Origin of the sequence: Parabacteroides bouchesdurhonensis (assembly GCF_900186615.1) — a bacterium.
In the GTDB taxonomy this organism is placed as follows: Bacteria; Bacteroidota; Bacteroidia; order Bacteroidales; family Tannerellaceae; genus Parabacteroides; species Parabacteroides bouchesdurhonensis.
The window spans coordinates 2,958,724-2,975,469 of record NZ_LT896588.1 but is presented as its reverse complement, the minus strand read 5'-3'; the positions used below and the strand labels follow the sequence as shown (position 1 = coordinate 2,975,469).

General features: G+C 33.1%; 15 protein-coding genes. 9 read left to right on the top strand and 6 right to left on the bottom strand.

Annotation, left to right across the window (positions count from 1 at the left end; all coding sequences use genetic code 11):
* Positions 1–2: 2 nt before the first annotated feature.
* The 5 genes from C1721_RS12830 to C1721_RS12805 all read left to right on the top strand — a co-directional run bounded on the left by C1721_RS12830 (position 3) and on the right by C1721_RS12805 (position 5,781).
* Positions 3–1,130, top strand: a complete 1,128-nt coding sequence (locus C1721_RS12830; protein ID WP_102408640.1) for a glycosyltransferase family 4 protein — start codon at positions 3–5, stop codon at positions 1,128–1,130.
* Positions 1,127–2,308, top strand: a complete 1,182-nt coding sequence (locus C1721_RS12825) for a glycosyltransferase (RefSeq protein ID WP_102408639.1) — start codon at positions 1,127–1,129, stop codon at positions 2,306–2,308. Before C1721_RS12830 ends, C1721_RS12825 begins: the two co-directional genes overlap by 4 nt.
* 12 nt (positions 2,309–2,320) lie before the next feature.
* The gene (locus tag C1721_RS12820) at positions 2,321–2,929 is read left to right on the top strand and encodes an acyltransferase (RefSeq protein ID WP_102408638.1); all 609 of its coding nucleotides are present in this window, start codon (positions 2,321–2,323) and stop codon (positions 2,927–2,929) included.
* A 5-nt stretch (positions 2,930–2,934) separates the two neighbouring features.
* Positions 2,935–4,848: an acyltransferase family protein gene (locus tag C1721_RS16330; protein ID WP_234347465.1), complete on the top strand. Its 1,914-nt coding sequence runs from the start codon at positions 2,935–2,937 to the stop codon at positions 4,846–4,848.
* Between the two features lie 153 nt (positions 4,849–5,001).
* Positions 5,002–5,781, top strand: coding sequence for a class I SAM-dependent methyltransferase (locus C1721_RS12805; protein WP_102408637.1), 780 nt, complete (start codon positions 5,002–5,004; stop codon positions 5,779–5,781).
* A gap of 3 nt (positions 5,782–5,784) precedes the next feature.
* Here C1721_RS12805 and C1721_RS12800 read toward each other — a convergent pair whose 3' ends face one another.
* From C1721_RS12800 to C1721_RS12790, 3 genes are read right to left on the bottom strand one after another with little or no spacing between them, the layout of a single operon-like run.
* A complete protein-coding gene (locus tag C1721_RS12800) occupies positions 5,785–7,227 on the bottom strand; it encodes a lipopolysaccharide biosynthesis protein (RefSeq protein ID WP_102408636.1) in 1,443 nt (480 codons plus the stop codon).
* Between the two features lie 6 nt (positions 7,228–7,233).
* The gene (locus C1721_RS12795) at positions 7,234–9,000 is read right to left on the bottom strand and encodes an asparagine synthase-related protein (protein ID WP_102408635.1); all 1,767 of its coding nucleotides are present in this window, start codon (positions 8,998–9,000) and stop codon (positions 7,234–7,236) included.
* A 17-nt stretch (positions 9,001–9,017) separates the two neighbouring features.
* A complete protein-coding gene (locus C1721_RS12790) occupies positions 9,018–10,187 on the bottom strand; it encodes a glycosyltransferase family 2 protein (protein ID WP_234347462.1) in 1,170 nt (389 codons plus the stop codon).
* A gap of 140 nt (positions 10,188–10,327) precedes the next feature.
* Between C1721_RS12790 and C1721_RS12785 the strand changes: the two genes are divergently transcribed.
* The 4 genes from C1721_RS12785 (at position 10,328) to C1721_RS12770 (ending at position 13,677) form a co-directional block, all read left to right on the top strand.
* Positions 10,328–11,530 carry a glycosyltransferase family 2 protein gene (locus C1721_RS12785; protein WP_102408634.1) on the top strand — a complete coding sequence of 401 codons (1,203 nt, stop codon included), beginning with the start codon at positions 10,328–10,330 and terminating at the stop codon, positions 11,528–11,530.
* Between the two features lie 84 nt (positions 11,531–11,614).
* Entirely contained in the window at positions 11,615–12,736 is a 1,122-nt protein-coding gene (locus C1721_RS12780; RefSeq protein WP_102408633.1) for a hybrid sensor histidine kinase/response regulator, read from the top strand.
* A gap of 76 nt (positions 12,737–12,812) precedes the next feature.
* The gene (gene queD / locus C1721_RS12775) at positions 12,813–13,145 is read left to right on the top strand and encodes a 6-carboxytetrahydropterin synthase QueD (RefSeq protein ID WP_102408632.1); all 333 of its coding nucleotides are present in this window, start codon (positions 12,813–12,815) and stop codon (positions 13,143–13,145) included.
* Positions 13,132–13,677: a 7-carboxy-7-deazaguanine synthase QueE gene (locus C1721_RS12770; protein WP_102408631.1), complete on the top strand. Its 546-nt coding sequence runs from the start codon at positions 13,132–13,134 to the stop codon at positions 13,675–13,677. The genes queD and C1721_RS12770 overlap by 14 nt, the downstream gene beginning before the upstream one ends.
* Before the next feature lie 50 nt (positions 13,678–13,727).
* On the opposite strand, the gene C1721_RS12765 is transcribed toward C1721_RS12770, so the two are convergent.
* From C1721_RS12765 to C1721_RS12755, 3 genes are all read right to left on the bottom strand, one after another.
* Positions 13,728–15,074, bottom strand: coding sequence for a dihydroorotase (locus tag C1721_RS12765; protein WP_102409456.1), 1,347 nt, complete (start codon positions 15,072–15,074; stop codon positions 13,728–13,730).
* 79 nt (positions 15,075–15,153) lie between these two features.
* Positions 15,154–15,891 carry a polyprenol monophosphomannose synthase gene (locus C1721_RS12760; RefSeq protein ID WP_102408630.1) on the bottom strand — a complete coding sequence of 246 codons (738 nt, stop codon included), beginning with the start codon at positions 15,889–15,891 and terminating at the stop codon, positions 15,154–15,156.
* Between the two features lie 261 nt (positions 15,892–16,152).
* Entirely contained in the window at positions 16,153–16,470 is a 318-nt protein-coding gene (locus C1721_RS12755) for a hypothetical protein (RefSeq protein WP_102408629.1), read from the bottom strand.
* Positions 16,471–16,746 lie beyond the last annotated feature (276 nt).

The following is a 16,746-nucleotide window of genomic DNA, read 5'->3' as shown; positions in this document are numbered from 1 at the left end:
ATATGAAAATCGCAATCGAGGCGCAACGCATATTCAGAGCCAATAAACATGGAATGGATTTTGTTGCATTGGAAAGCATACGGGAATTACAAAAAATAGATCACGATAATGAATATTTTATATTTGTAAGTTCCGGTGAAGATCATTGTTTACAGGAATCCAACAATTTTCATATTATCGAATTACGTTGTCCAACTTATCCTCTATGGGAACAAGTAGCTTTACCTCGCGCGATTGCAAAAATAAAACCGGATTTATTGCATTGTACAAGTAATACGGCCCCATTATACTGTTCCGTGCCATTGGTATTAACTTTACATGATATTATCTTTTTGGAGCCACGACAAAGCGGCAACAAATCTGTATATCAAAATATGGGATGGTATTATCGGCGTTTTGTTGTCCCCCGTATATTACCACATTGCAGAAAAATTATTACTGTTTCAAAGTTTGAACGAAACAGGATAAAAAACGCATTGCAATTACCGGAAGAACAAATTATAACAGTATATAATGGATATAGCCCTTATTTTTTTCCACGAGAAAATGCTTATTCCATCACACGAAAATATATACAAGATAAAAGCTATATATTTTTTTTAGGAAATACAGATCCTAAAAAAAATGTCCCTAAAACCTTAAAGGCTTATCAGCTTTACCGGAAACATTCAGAGAATCCCCTACCCTTATTAATTGCAGATATAAAGGAAACTATATTGAATGCTATAATAAAAGAAGAAAACATTGAAGAAATCCGACCATACATCATATGCTCAGGATATATTCCTAATACAGATCTACCTTATATATATAGTGGTGCATTTGCTTTTTTATATACTTCCCTGCGAGAAAGTTTTGGCATTCCTTTATTGGAAGCAATGGCATGTGGAACTCCGGTTGTTACTTCGAATACATCGTCAATGCCGGAAGTTGCTGGTAATGAAGCATTATTATCAGATCCAAGCAAAGCAGACGACATTGCTGAAAAACTTCTTTTATTAGAAAAAAATCAAGATTTATATCAACAACAAATAGAGTATGGATTAAAAAGAGTAAAAGCATTTTCATGGAAGGAAACTGCTCAAGGTTTACTGTCTATATATTGCAACTTACAAACTACAAGATCATGATAAAAGGAAAAAATTTTGTATTTACAGGACTTCAACCTTGGGATATATCTATAGGTTCTAATGCAAAAGATATAGCATTAGAAATATCAAAACAAAACAAAGTTCTTTATATAAATACACCTTTGGATAAAAAAACATACCAAAGTAAAGAAAACACTCCTGAAATTACCCGACGCAAAAATGTAATTAAAAAAAAACTACCCATATTAAGACAAATCAATTTGAACTTATGGGTATTAGATTTTCCATTCACAATTTGGCCTATTAATTTCCTGCCTGATGGAATACTATTTGATTTAGCAAATAAATATAATAGTATAAGAATGTATTCTTTTGCAAAGAAAATATTAAAAAAACTACATTTTGATAATTATATTTTATTCATTGACAATGATATATACCGTAGTTTTTATGCAAATGAAATACTATCTCCCGTCTTTTCTATTTATTATAGACGAGACAATTTAGTCTCATCGTATTGGCAAAAGCATGCACCAAGACTAGAACCTATACTATCGAAAAAATGTAATATAGTAGTGGTAAATTCCATTCAATTGTCAGAGTCTATTCTACCTTATAACCCCAAATGTTATGATATAGGCCAAGGGTTAGATCTCAGCAAATATGATTATAGAACGAAGTATCCGAAGCCTAAAGATATATTAAATATCTCACAACCAACAATTGGTTATGTCGGATGGATTACAAGTCGAAGATTGGATGCTGATCTTATTTTTGAAGTAGCAAAAAAATGTAGACAGATGTCTTTCATCCTCGTTGGTGGTGAAGACAAATATTTCAAAAATCACAAACTACATACTCTTAGTAATGTATATTTTTTAGGTGAAAAAAAACAAGAAGAAATACCGGCATATGTTGCTCATTTTGATATTTGTATGAATCCACAACAAATCAATCAAATAACAATTGGTAATTATCCACGTAAAATAGATGAATATTTAGCATTAGGGAAACCTGTTATAGCAACAAAAACAAAGGCGATGGCCATGTTTGACAAATATGTATGGAATTGCACAAGCGTAGATGAATATATACATGCTATTCATGAAGCTTTACAAACCAATTCTAAAGAGCTAATACAAGAAAGAATTAATTTTGCCCATACCCACACATGGACTAATTCAGTTAATCAACTATATTCACATATAAACATTTAAAACTATAATATTATGCTAAATAAATATCCGCGATTAAAGAAATTTCTTCACTATTTATTAGTACACCCTTATTCATCACGCCCACGCTGGTGGGCCAGAGTCTTCCTTATTCCATTCGTCATAAAAAAAGGAAAAGGTGCAATAGTCAGAAGAAAAGCCCGATTAGACATCATTCCTTCTAAAAAAATATCCTTAGGACAAAAAAGTATAATTGAAGATTATTGTATTATAAACAATGGGATGGGAGACATAATTATAGGAGACTTTACCCATGTAACATCTCGTGTCAAATTAGTAGGTCCTGTCAAATTAGGTAATTATGTTACTATTGGAAGTGGAGCACAAATAACGGGATTAACACATAACTATTTGGATATAACCAGCCCAATAGCGAAACAAGGGGTAACACCCAATCAAACAGTAGTAGAAGATGATGTTTGGATCGGAGGTAATTCGTGTATCAATCAAGGCATATCGATAGGTACGCATTGTATTATTGCATCTGGCAGCGTTGTAACGAAATCTGTCCCCCCTTATTCAGTAGTCGGCGGTAACCCTGCCCGTATTTTAAAACAATATGACTTCGAACGAGGTGAATGGATTAAAGTTCCTAAAAAATAGCAGGCATGGTTTCACTTATCACTATTAATTACAATGGGTATAATGATACTTGCGAATTGGTGAAAAGTCTTCAGCAATTTGAGAATTATCCCTTTGAAATCATTGTTGTAGACAATGATTCACCTAATGGTGATGGTCCTTTACTTAAGGCATCACTACCCAATGTCAAAGTAATATGTAGTGACAAAAATTTAGGATTTGCAGGAGGAAATAATCTAGGGTATCAGTACGCAAAAGGTGAGCATATTGTATATATTAATAACGATATTACTATTGCTGAACCTTTTCTAAAGGCATTAGTAGACAGATTACAATCATCTGATAAAATTGGGGCTGTTTCTCCTAAAATCAAATATGAATATCAAAAAGATACTATCCAATATGCTGGATATATAGCCGCCAATCCTATACGAGTAAGCTATAATTTGATTGGACTGAATCAAAAAGATAACGGTCAATATAATACAGCTCATCCCACAGATGCAATACACGGAGCATGTGTCATGACCTCACGGAAAATCATAGAGAAAGTTGGACCAATGACAGAATCCTATTTTCTTTTCTATGAAGAATTGGATTGGAGTTGTCAACTACAACGTGCAGGCTATGAAACTTGGTATGAACCAGCAGCCTGTGTTTTTCACAAAGAAAGTATGACCATTAAAAGAGGTTCTCCATTCCGACTATATTACCTAACTAGAAGTCGAATTTTATTCGCACGTCGTAATTATATTTTCATAAACAAATTGATAGCATTATTCTATCAAATAGCAATTGTTGTCCCCAAAAATATTCTTTTATATTCAATACATAGAGAACAAGCCATGCTTAAATCCTTTCTTAAAGGATGTTTCCACGGTTTCACAGATACGATTCATTCAAAAAACCAAAACACAAAAGAAATATATATGGGTACTCAGCAAAAAATTCCATCAATAGAAACTTTACGCGGATTAGCAATCCTTCTTGTTGTAATAGGTCATGTTATAGGTTCCACACCGGAAGGAGGAATGAAAATAGATTACCCCTCTCCTTGGCGTTATCTATATCTATGGATTGATTATATTCAAATGCCATTGTTTACAGCAATAGCAGGATGGGTCTACGCAATAAAACCCATTCAAAAGGATTCGTTAGGAAATTTCTTTAAAAAGAAATTTTACCGTTTATTGATCCCTATGGCTGTTGCCGCTACTTTATATTTTCTGGTTCAATATATAACTCCAGGAACAAATAATAAAGGATATTTATCTGAAATCTGGCGAATATATATATTCCCTTATACTATTTACTGGTATCTACCTTCTCTTTTTATCATGTTTACATGTGCAGCAGTTATTGATATTCGGGGATGGGCAAGTCGAATACAGAATTGGATCACCTGCATAATTGTTACTTATATTGGAGTTGTTATTTTGAAAGAAGTAATACCTTCCTCTATACCTAATTTATTCAGCTTTAAAGGAGCAATTGCTTTATTCCCTTATTTTATTATAGGAATGGGGGCCAATCGATTTTCAGGAAAACTATTTATCACAGATAAACAATGGGGGGTATATGCGATTTTAGCATTAATAGGTATCGTTCTTTTACAGTTAGAATGGTTTTATCCATTAGCAGAAAATAATTTGTATCAAAGATTACAGCCAATCTGGATTATGGCATTATTACTGTTACTACTTCACCAAAAACATTCTAATAAGATTCTCATATGGTTAGGAAATTATGCATATGTCATTTATTTATACCATGGATTTGGGACTTCCGGCGGACGTATCTTGCTTTCTTGGTTTGGAATTCATTCAGAAATTCCAGTTTTCTTATTTGCTTTGAGTATAGCAATAATATTCCCGGTTATAATTGGAAAATTGGGACAAAAATGGAGATTAACACGAACTTTAATATTGGGGATTAAATAAAAATGAGGCAAGTATATCAATTAAAAAAGCAAACAAACCTAGGCATCAGGGATTAGAGCCATAAAATTTTCATTATAACTCTAATATCTCAATTTTAAAGAGATACTAGTGGAGAGAAATATAAAACTCATTTAAATATAAAAATAATTTAATATGAAAGAGAGAAACCCAATGGATAGAAACGATCTAAATATCAATAAAAGAGATCGTGTATTGGAAGTAGGAAGCGGACAAAGCCCTCATCCCAGAGCAAATGTTATAGTTGAAAAATTCATTGAGTCTAATTACCATAGAGGAGGAGATATAAGAATATTTCCTTATCAGGAATTTGTTAACGCGGACGGAGAAGATATGCCTTTTAAAGATAAAGAATTTGATTATCTAATATGTAACCAAGTATTGGAACATGTTGAAGATCCAATGCTATTTACCAATGAATTATCACGCGTTGCCTCCAGAGGATATATAGAACTACCAAGTTTCATCGGAGAATCTTTATTTCCAAAAGAATCGCACAAATGGGTATGTTTGGAAATTGACAAAAAATTAGTACTTTATGATAAAAAAAGAATTCCATCATTATATCCCGATTTAGGTAAAACATTTCTTAATTTTTTACCATATCAAAGTTTTGCCTTACATATATTCTATTTATCATATCACCAAGCTCATACTGTTAGATATGAATGGAAAGATAACATTGATATAATAGTAAACCCCGAAGACCCTTACTACAAATCATTCTTTGAATACACTTGGTCTGACAAGATAAGTAGAACAATTTTTCCTTATCGTAGTAAAAGCCAAGATATAAAAATCTCAATACAGGCATTCATTCATTTAGTAATGGAAAAAATTAAAAGAAAATTTATACCATACAATCCGGTTTCATTAGAAAAGTATATGGAAATGCATAAAAAAAATAACGACTGAAAATTATTTTCTACGATGTATGTATTTCAAGACAATATCATACAAAATAGTCAATTCTTTAAAACGAAAAATATAAGATACTATAATGTAATATCCTATTCCACATAATATACCCATTACCAGCTGGAGATATAAAGGAATATTAAAAAAAGTCAGCATATATATCCCAATTCCCATCGTAAAAGACAAAAGGAATATTGGGTATATTGCTCTAAACTGCATTCCATAAGTGATATTAGTCACCTTTTTACAATAATACATAATAATCCCCATATCTGCAAATGCATAAAAAAACAAACCAATACACATAACAATAACACCAAATGGCATTGTCGCAAAAAGTATAGAAAAAGCAACGATCTTTTTCCAGACCTCTGCATATAAAAAATAGTCGGAGCGACCTTTAACATTAAGCATACTATTGTTGATTTTCATTACTGGATCCCACATATAAGTAATACACATAATCTGCAACATCGGAACAGCAGGTAACCATCTATCTGTTAAAAGTATACGTATAATCGGTTCTGCCAAAGCACAAAAACCTATCATAATAGGAAAAATAAGATAACAGGATATCCGCGTATATTTCAGAAACAGAGTTTTTAGTTGTTCATCGTCATCTTGAATACGGCATTGTATAGGATAAACAGCACGTACAATAATACTAGTAAGATTTGTTGATGGAAATTGTGCCAAAGTAAAAGCACGATTATAATAACCTAATTCTTCCGAAGAAAATTTCTTACCGATAATCAAGGTATATAAATTGGTATATAGCGTATGCAACAGACTTGATAATAACAATTTAGACCCAAAAGCAAACAGTACGCGGAAAGAATCGCGCGAAAAACATAAAATAGGTTTCCATCCGGAAAAAATCCACACAAATGCAACTCTCAACAAGTTATTCAACAAAGACTGATATACTAATGCCCAAACACCATATCCTGAATATGCCAACCATACACCAACAGTACCACTTCCGATTACGGCAATCAAAGAGGCAATAGCTAAATTTTTGAAATCAAGTACCACCGTCATCTTTGCCTGTTGAACAATACCAAAAGAATTGATAATAAGAATAAGTCCTACTACCCTGGTAACAGAAGTGAGTGCCTGTTCATCATAAAAAGACGCAATAAAAGGGGAAACAATATACAGTAATAAATAAACAACTACCGAAACTACGATATTAAAATAAAACACAGTACTATAGTCAGCATCAGTCCTATCCTTTTTCTGTATCAAGGCATTTGCAAAACCACTATCTATAAATGTTTGGGCAATTGCCATAAATATACTAAGCATTGCTATCAATCCATAATCTGTAGGCAACAATAAACGCGCAATAATAATACTTAGTAAAAATTGTATACCTTGTACAGATAAACGTTCAATAGCACTCCAGAAAACACTTTTAGTAGCCTGTTGCTTAATAGACATGTTTTATTAAATTAAAGAAATCTGTTTTTGTTCTACAAACCTGTCCCACCAGATAGCCAGTGTCAATAAGTTGAAATATTGAATAGCCCTATTCTGTTTATACCAAAACCAGTTGCCATCCTCATGCACTTCCTTATCATATTGTTTGATGAAATGTTCTACAGCCTCTTTTTTCAAGAAAGAACCAATTACTGAAGAATTTAATATAAAATCGGCTATTCGTGCTCTTCTTTTATCATCCTTGAAGAAAATAGGCATAGGAGCAAAACCTCCTTGTTTCTTCTTCGAAGTTATTGCATCCGGCAATATTGGTTTATAATGATATTTCAAAAGATACTTTGCGACAAAATGCCCTTTAGCTATATCTGTCGGAGTATTACCTTTACATTTATAACAGACGGGTAGCTGTAACAGGAATTTATACAAATTAAGATCCATATAAGGAAAAGCTAAATTATTGCCAAACATGTCTGACATTTTAGAAGCCTTAAATAAAATTACCTGGTTAATTATTTTCTCAATATCACTTTTATAAGTATGTTGTATATATAATTGTTCAAAACTACGGGTGTCTGGAGAAATAATATCCGGTATCGACACCAACGACTGATCTACAAGCATTTCCTTTAATAAAAAAGAAGGAAAACCAAATAAATCTCCTTGAAGGATATGCAATATTTTATCCAAGTGAAAGCGAATACGATAAAAAGAATTGTTTTTATCAAACAGGTTATGACTCAACAAATTGTATATTAAACCGGCAAAAGGTCTAATCCCATATTTGGACATTAAGTAGTGTAATGCAACTTCTCGTCCTGATGTTCCGAAATATTGGTCACTTCCATCACCACCAAGAATAACATCAGGTTTATCATCCCCTATTAAACGCATAACTGAATAATTTACCATCAGACCGCCTTCAACAAACGGGTCGCCCAAATATTCTACGATTTGAGGCAGTGCATCTATTTCACTACCATCTATTTCATATTCGGAATGCCGCGTATGAAATGTATCCGACATACAACGAGCTAACGGTAGCTCTGTCCAGTTATCACCTTTAAAACCTATAGAATAAGAACGAATTTCTCCATCGTATATCTGACGTAAAGCAGCCAGGTTACAGCCAGAATCATATCCTCCACTTAATAAAATGCCAACATTAGAACTCATACCTATCCGTTTCCGAATCGCTTCTGCATGTAAACGAGCATATTCACCAGCATACTCATCTAAACTTTTCTCTTTTGAAGCAGGCAATATTTCATCTACAGGAAATAACGATATACGTTTAAGTACATTATTTTTCCATATTAAAACCTCTCCTGCCCCCAACTTATATACATTTTGAAAAGCAGAAGATGGAGTCGCAACATAGCCAACAGAAAGGAACATACTCAATGCATGATAGTCAGGTATTAAAGAAACCTCTTTTGTTTCCTGCAATTGAGCGAGAGAAGACGCAAAGTATTTATCTGTATAATATACTTGAGAAGAAGTTCCATGATGATCTCTACCAATAATAGTCATTCCGGGACATCTTATGATACAAGTAAAAGAACCATCCAATACTGCAAAACCTTCATATCCATTTTTTCGATAAATTGATGCAATAACTTCTGCATCATTCATCAAAGATTCATATTTTAGTTCTTCCTTATTATACAATGTTCCGAAAAACCAGACACGAAACTCTCCATCCTTGAATATTTGACATGGATCTTTATATATAATATCGTCTTCTTCATCTTTATTCCATTTTCCAACAAACATCACAGTATATTATTAAATTATTTACTTCCGTGTTCTGTATGTATAAACTTTTTATTCGCACCTTTCATACAAAATAAATTTAGAAACATACTGAAAAAAGAAACAGGCAATGCTGTCGTTGCTTTCAAGAATTGCTTTGTATATAAATTTCGCGGAATAGCTAACGCCAAAGACATTAACAAAACGCATAACAATATCCACCATTTTACACCTAAAGATGAATCTAAAGAAGAGACAATAAAGGAGATAATAAAAATAAGTCCTAATAAAATAAGTCTTGGAAAACTCATTTGTTGGAACATTTTATCACAAAAATCCCAATTCTTTGTTTTTATAGCATGCGGAATATCTTTCCAAAAATGTACCAGATAATGGATTTGGGCAGACATCCAACGTTTACGCTGACGCGAAAAATCTTTATGATTCTGTATTTTCTCATCCAGTACATATGCATCCGGTATATAACCTATTTTTTTATTATCTCTAAATAATGTCAGTTCCAAAGCACGGTCAAATCCCCCTACCGCATCTATCTTTGCTAATTCTTCCTTTAAATAATCATATCGGAAAGCCATTCCTGAACCTATTAACGCAGAAGAAAAACCTAAATTTACATGCCCCAATCGAAATATACTATTATTTATTTCTTCACTTACCGCATCAAGATAAGCTATATTTGTATTTTTATTTTTTGCTATACGATGTGCTTGATAAGCAACAATCGTTTCTGTAAACGGAACTTTATCAATATATTCCAAAAAGTCTGGTTTTATTGTATTATCAGCATCCATAATCAGGGCAATATCATATCCATCAAGATGGCTCATCGCAAAATTCAGAGCTTTCGCTTTTGTACTATTCTCAAAATTCACAATCTCCAGTCGAATAGGTAAAGCTGATAATAATTCGTTTGTCTCCTCACTCATTTGGTCTGAAATAACAACAATATCGTATTTATCAGTAGGATATTCCTGATTTAGGCATGATTTTACGCATTCCAATATAACTTTGTCTTCCTTATAAGCCGGTATTAATATTATAAAGTGTTTATTAGTCTTTTTATCATTAAAAGCAGGCACTCTATACTTTTTTTGAGAAGCGATACTAAAGATCAATATATATAACACATTAAGAGACATTATAATAAATAGTAGAATCTCCAAAGTATATAATATCATTATATTCATCTATTCTTATTTTTGTTTGCAAAAATAATAAATAAACTCACTTTAAAAGCTTTATATTTCATCAATTCTTTAATCATGCTATTTGCTAAATAAAAAAAATTTCATTCCTTTGCTTATATTCTATAAAAATATAATTCATAATGACAAGCCATACCATCGTTGAAATTCTATTCTGGATAGGAGTCTTTCTTGTTTTTTACACTTATGTAGGATACGGTATATTACTATATATCATGGTAAAGGTTAAAAAAATATTTTGTAAAAACAAAATAAATTCTTCGAAATCAACTCTTCTTCCTGAAGTAACTTTATTTATCGCAGCATATAATGAAGAAGATATCGTTAATGAAAAAATGGCTAATTGTCTAGCAATTTCATATCCAAAAGATAAACTAAAAATAGTATGGATAACTGATGGATCAACGGATAACACCAATAAATTATTAAACGAATATCCTGAAGTTACGATATTATATCAACCTCAGCGTCAAGGAAAAACAGCAGCTTTAAACCGTGGAATACAATATATCACAACCCCCTTCGTCGTATTCACTGACGCAAATACAATGCTTAATAAAGATGCAATACAAGAAATTATCCAATGTTTTTATGATCCAAAAGTAGGGTGTGTTGCCGGAGAAAAGCGGGTGGAGATCCAAAAGAAGCAAGGAGCGACTGCCGGAGAAGGAATTTATTGGAAATATGAATCGGCATTAAAAGAGTTAGATTTCCAGCTTTATTCTGCAGTTGGGGCGGCCGGAGAATTATTTGCGATTCGAACAGCATTATTTGAACAAATGCCTAACGATACATTATTAGATGATTTTATACTTTCCCTTCGCATCGCCCAAAAAGGATATAAAATTGCATACTGCAAGAAAGCATATGCGGTGGAAAGCGCATCTTTAAATATGAAAGAAGAAGAAAAGCGAAAAATCCGTATTGCTGCCGGAGGATTACAATCTATATGGCGTCTACGTAGTCTATTGAATATTTTCAAATATGGAATATTGAGTTTTCAATATATAAGTCATCGTGTTTTACGATGGACTATAACCCCTATTGTATTGTTTTTGCTTATACCCTTAAATATAATACTTATTAAAACTTCAACTTTTTATACAATTATATTTGTTATACAAATGTTATTTTATGTAATGGCCTATACCGGCTATAAACTGGAACAAAAACAAATAAGAAATAAGCTATTGTTTATTCCCTATTATTTTATATTCATGAATATAAACGTTATAAAAGGTTTTTTCTACCTTAAGAAAAACAAGGGAAGTGGAATTTGGAATAAAGCTAAAAGAGAGAAAATTGAAAAAATAAATACAAATTGATATCGAAAAAACTTAAACATATCAACTTATTTAATACTTTTGTGTATTGATAGTTTTTGAATATCAATAAAAGTACAAAATAGAATGGATAACTTAGCATCAGAATATACTGTATTAATCGTTGATGACGTACCGACAAACGTCATGCTTGTACAAGCTATACTAAAAAAAGAAGGATACACTCTTCTCACTTGTGACAGTGGAATTAAAGCTTTACGCATTGCCCAAGAAAGACATCCAAATCTGATCTTACTTGATATTATGATGCCGGAAATGGATGGTTACGAGGTTCTTCAACATCTAAAAAGCAATCCCGAAACCAATAATATACCTGTTATCATTATGTCTGCATTAAGTGATATGCAGAGCATTGTAAAAGGATATCAATTGGGAGCAACCGAATATGTAACCAAACCCTTCCAACGGGAAGAATTGGTAAAACGTGTTGCTCACCGTTATGAGCTTTACAGTATAAAACGTATAAAGCAAGAACTGGAAAATACAATTGAGTCTCGTGACACTCTATATTCAGTAATTGCGCATGATTTACGTTCTCCACTTGGTTCTTTAAAAATGATGAACAACGCCATATTAATGATGGTAGATAAAGAAAAAGTGGGAGATGAAGTATATGAAATGCTTCAGATGATGAATAAAACATCTGAAGAAATTTTCCTTTTGCTCGACAATCTATTAAAGTGGGCTAAGAACCGATTGAATAAACAAAAAATATATAAACAACAAACAGATATTAATACCATCATCGAAAGTACTGTAGATATGTACATTCCGATGGCCACTCAAAAGAAAGTTTCCATTTCTTTAGAGGGACTGGATAAAGAACTAATGGGTTCAGTTGATATTGATATGTTGAAAACGATTACCCGAAACATAATATCCAACGCTTTAAAGTTCAGTTTTGATGGAGGTACAATTACTGTCAGCACGAAAGTCGATGGAGAGTATGTTATTGTCAGTATTAAAGATACAGGTAAAGGAATCAAAAAAGAAGATCAACAAAAACTATTAAATCAAAGTACCCATTTTACAACGTACGGTACTAACAATGAAAAAGGCTCAGGCTTAGGTTTGATGTTATGTAAAGATTTTGTTGAATTACACGATGGTAAACTTTGGTTTGAATCAGAAGAAGGAAAAGGTACCACTTTCTATTTTTCATTGAAACTACAAAGTCAGGATGAATAAAGCGTAAAAATATATATCTTTGCGTTTGCATCAAGGTGACATTAGATGCAAATTCCAAATTTATAACTATTTCTATATGTATACTGTTATTAAACGCATGGAGATTTCGGCATCTCATAGCCTCAACCTCTCCTATTCCAGTAAATGTGAAAATCTGCATGGTCACAATTGGATTATTACTATTTACTGCCGTTCCAAAGAGTTAAATACCGACGGTATGGTGATAGATTTCAGCCATATTAAAAAGGTTGTAAAAACAAAACTCGATCATCAGAACTTAAATGACATATTACCTTTCAATCCGACAGCAGAAAATATCGCAAAATGGATATGCGACCAGTTTCCTTCTTGTTTTAAGGTAGAAGTTCAAGAATCCACAGGCAATATTGCTATCTATGAAAAAGATTAATGAGATTTTTTATAGTCTGCAAGGAGAAGGTTTCCATACCGGTACGCCAGCAATATTCATTCGTTTTTCCGGGTGCAATTTAAAATGTGATTTCTGTGATACACAACATGAAACCGGCATCTTAATGTCTGATGAAGATATTTTGGCGGCAATATCAACTCATCCTGCTCAAACAGTAATACTAACCGGTGGAGAACCTTCTTTATGGATAAATACTGATTTTATTGAGTTATTACATAAAGCCGGAAAATATGTTTGTATAGAAACAAACGGCACAAACATATTACCTTCTACTATTGACTGGGTAACTTGCTCTCCTAAACAAAACTCACGGTTAGAGATAACACATGCTAATGAAATAAAAGTAATTTATACAGGGCAAGATCTCTCCCCTTATCTCCAAATACCGGCAGATCATTATTATTTACAACCCTGTTCCTGCCAAAACACCCAAGAAGTGATCAACTATATATTGACACATCCTGAATGGAAATTGAGTTTACAAACCCACAAGCTTATACATATTCAGTAAGACAACTTGCCTAAAATCATTATTTTCTATTGAAAGCCAATACCTTTAATTCAAGAATATTTCACTTCCATGCCACGAACAGAATCATTCACTTTTCCATCACTATAAGCTAAATCACCATTTACAAAGGTTATCCAAACAGAATGATGGAAAGTATAGCCTTCAAATGGAGACCAACCGCACTTATATAAAATATTATCTTTTGAAACAGTCCATTCAGATTCAGGATCAATTAATACCAGATCAGCATAAAAACCGGGACGAATGTAGCCTCTTTTGTCAATATGAAATAATTCGGCAGGCATATGAGCCATCTTTTCCACTACTTTTTCATAAGTAAAACGGCCTTCCATTGCCAATTCCAACATAACAATTAACGAATGTTGAATAAGCGGACCTCCCGAAGCAGCTTTCAGACAACTGCCCTCCTTCTCCGACAATAAATGTGGAGCGTGATCCGTTGCGATGATATCAATTGTATTATTATTGACAGCTGCACGTAAAGCAGTACGATCTTCTATCGTCTTTATAGACGGATTCCATTTTATGCGATTTCCAAATTGAGCATAATCACCATCGTGAAACCATAAATGATGTACGCATACTTCTCCGGTAATTTTCTTCTCTTTAAGCGGTTTACTATTATCCAGTAAAGTAAGCTCTTTGGCCGTAGATAAATGCAATATATGCAGTCTGGAACCCAAACGAGTTGCTAATTCAACGGCTTTTGAAGAAGAAGCATAACAAGCTTCTTCATTACGTATTTTACTATGGAAAGATATATCCAAATCTTCTCCGTATTTTCCGGTATAGTATGCTATATTTCGCTTAATAACATCTTCTTCCTCTGCATGGATTGCAATTAGCATATCCGCTTCTCCAAAAATACGCTCTAAAGTTTCCCTCTTATCTACCAGCATGTTGCCGGTAGAAGAACCTAAAAACAATTTTAAACCGGGAATACGGGAACGATCCAATTTTCGGATTTCATCCATATTGTCATTAGTTCCTCCGAAGAAAAAAGAATAATTAGCCACAGAAACCTCTGCCCCACGTTTAAATTTCCATTCAAGATCGGCTATTGTTGTTGTTTGCGGCTTGGTGTTCGGCATATCCATAAAAGTAGTGACACCTCCGGCAACCGCCGCACGGCTCTCCGTCGACATATCTCCCTTATGAGTAAGCCCCGGATCGCGGAAATGAACCTGATCATCTATCACCCCGGGCAACAACCATTTACCGGTAGCATCTATAATCTCTGTTGCCTCCGATTTTACAGTCGCAGGAACTTCACCTTCATATACTGCTGTAATTTTATCGCCTTCTATCATTACCGAACCGGTATATATACGGTTTTCATTAATGATACGGGCATTATAGATTAACTTCTTATTCATTTTCATCCCGATGATTTTATAAAATGATCCTGATGATTTATAAAAAACATCGGGATCATTCATATATTTTACTATTTCTTTATTTCCGTTTCGGATATTTCCTGAAAAAACTCTTCCACTTTAATTTCAGCACGCCAAATAATGCTTCGCCGAATATAGACGAATTCATTTTAGAAACCCCCAATATACGATTAATGAAAATAATAGGAACTTCCACGATCTTAAACCCGCATTTATAGGCTGTAAATTTCATTTCTATCTGGAATGCATAACCTTTGAAATGGATACGGTCCAATTCTATTGTTTCCAATACTTCACGACGATAACATTTAAATCCGGCAGTTGTATCCTGTACATTCATTCCCGTAACGAAACGAACATATACAGAAGCATAATAAGACATCAATACACGTCCTAACGGCCAGTTCACCACATTTACTCCGTTACAGTAACGAGAGCCAACGGCAACATCTGCACCTTGCTCCGTACAAGCAGCATATAATCTAGGCAAATCATTCGGATTATGACTAAAATCGGCATCCATTTCAAATATAAAATCATATTTATGCTCAATAGCCCATTTAAATCCGCAAATATATGCAGTGCCTAGCCCCAGTTTCCCTTGCCTTTCTACAATATACAAACGTTCCGGAAATTCATTCTGTAATCCTTTAACAATATCAGCCGTTCCGTCAGGCGAACCATCATCTATTATCAGAATATTAAACTCTTTTTCCAAACCAAATACGGCACGAATAATGTTTTCTACATTCTCTTTCTCGTTATATGTAGGGATAATAACAATACTATCTGACATAAATTATAATATATTTATTATTAGCTCTTTGTATACAAACTTGTAAATTGTTCGTCAAATACCGCTCAAAGTTACATATTTTTCCGTGTAAATCAGTCTTTATGCCAGAAAAGCAAGGCTCTGTATAAATAAAAAAGGCTCAATATATGTCTTATATTGACAATACTCATAAAAAACAAGCGTCCAGACTATCACTAGCCTGAACGCCTTTACAATGTTATTGTGCTAACTCGTTGGGAGTTTATTACTATTTGCAATTACTTATTTTATTTCTTCACCTTTGTCATTAAAAATGACAGTACTTTCAGTACCCTCTGTTGAAGCAAGTACAAGTTTGTAAGTTTTAACTCCTTCTTTTTCTGCTACTGCTGCAGATTTAATTATCTGCCCGGGATATGCTTTCTCTATAGCTGCTTTAACAACATCAGGCACATCTGATATTTCTATATTTGTGTATTCATCTTGAGTCGCCTGAACACAACATACTGCTACTGAATCAACATTTGCTTCTGCAGCAAATACACCACTAAAACTACTAACACTAAGCAATAATGCTACTGCAACTAATACCTTTTTCATGACTTTTAAATTTTAAATTAAACAATCTTTTTATATAACTAAGTCAATAAATATAAAACAAGAGATATGCCAGAGCTATTCATTTTCAAACAAAGGCTCACTACCAACACATTATAAAAAACAAATTCGATTTATACTGTAGAAAAAATTGAGTACTTATGTGGAATCATGGGGTGGAATTCCACAAAATCGGTAAATTCGCAGTCAATTTATTTTTCGACTATTTAAATAATACATTGCGACATTTTCCGTACTTTTGCATTTATCAATTATCTG

What these genes read in the sequence shown, in the direction of transcription:
- C1721_RS12830 (WP_102408640.1), top strand. Translation starts at nt 3, where the DNA reads ATGAAAATCGCAATCGAGGCGCAACGCATATTCAGAGCCAATAAACAT.
- C1721_RS12825 (WP_102408639.1), top strand. Translation starts at nt 1,127, where the DNA reads ATGATAAAAGGAAAAAATTTTGTATTTACAGGACTTCAACCTTGGGAT.
- C1721_RS12820 (WP_102408638.1), top strand. Translation starts at nt 2,321, where the DNA reads ATGCTAAATAAATATCCGCGATTAAAGAAATTTCTTCACTATTTATTA.
- C1721_RS16330 (WP_234347465.1), top strand. Translation starts at nt 2,935, where the DNA reads ATGGTTTCACTTATCACTATTAATTACAATGGGTATAATGATACTTGC.
- C1721_RS12805 (WP_102408637.1), top strand. Translation starts at nt 5,002, where the DNA reads ATGAAAGAGAGAAACCCAATGGATAGAAACGATCTAAATATCAATAAA.
- C1721_RS12800 (WP_102408636.1), bottom strand. Translation starts at nt 7,227, where the DNA reads ATGTCTATTAAGCAACAGGCTACTAAAAGTGTTTTCTGGAGTGCTATT.
- C1721_RS12795 (WP_102408635.1), bottom strand. Translation starts at nt 9,000, where the DNA reads ATGTTTGTTGGAAAATGGAATAAAGATGAAGAAGACGATATTATATAT.
- C1721_RS12790 (WP_234347462.1), bottom strand. Translation starts at nt 10,187, where the DNA reads ATGAATATAATGATATTATATACTTTGGAGATTCTACTATTTATTATA.
- C1721_RS12785 (WP_102408634.1), top strand. Translation starts at nt 10,328, where the DNA reads ATGACAAGCCATACCATCGTTGAAATTCTATTCTGGATAGGAGTCTTT.
- C1721_RS12780 (WP_102408633.1), top strand. Translation starts at nt 11,615, where the DNA reads ATGGATAACTTAGCATCAGAATATACTGTATTAATCGTTGATGACGTA.
- queD (WP_102408632.1), top strand. Translation starts at nt 12,813, where the DNA reads ATGTATACTGTTATTAAACGCATGGAGATTTCGGCATCTCATAGCCTC.
- C1721_RS12770 (WP_102408631.1), top strand. Translation starts at nt 13,132, where the DNA reads ATGAAAAAGATTAATGAGATTTTTTATAGTCTGCAAGGAGAAGGTTTC.
- C1721_RS12765 (WP_102409456.1), bottom strand. Translation starts at nt 15,074, where the DNA reads ATGAATAAGAAGTTAATCTATAATGCCCGTATCATTAATGAAAACCGT.
- C1721_RS12760 (WP_102408630.1), bottom strand. Translation starts at nt 15,891, where the DNA reads ATGTCAGATAGTATTGTTATTATCCCTACATATAACGAGAAAGAGAAT.
- C1721_RS12755 (WP_102408629.1), bottom strand. Translation starts at nt 16,470, where the DNA reads ATGAAAAAGGTATTAGTTGCAGTAGCATTATTGCTTAGTGTTAGTAGT.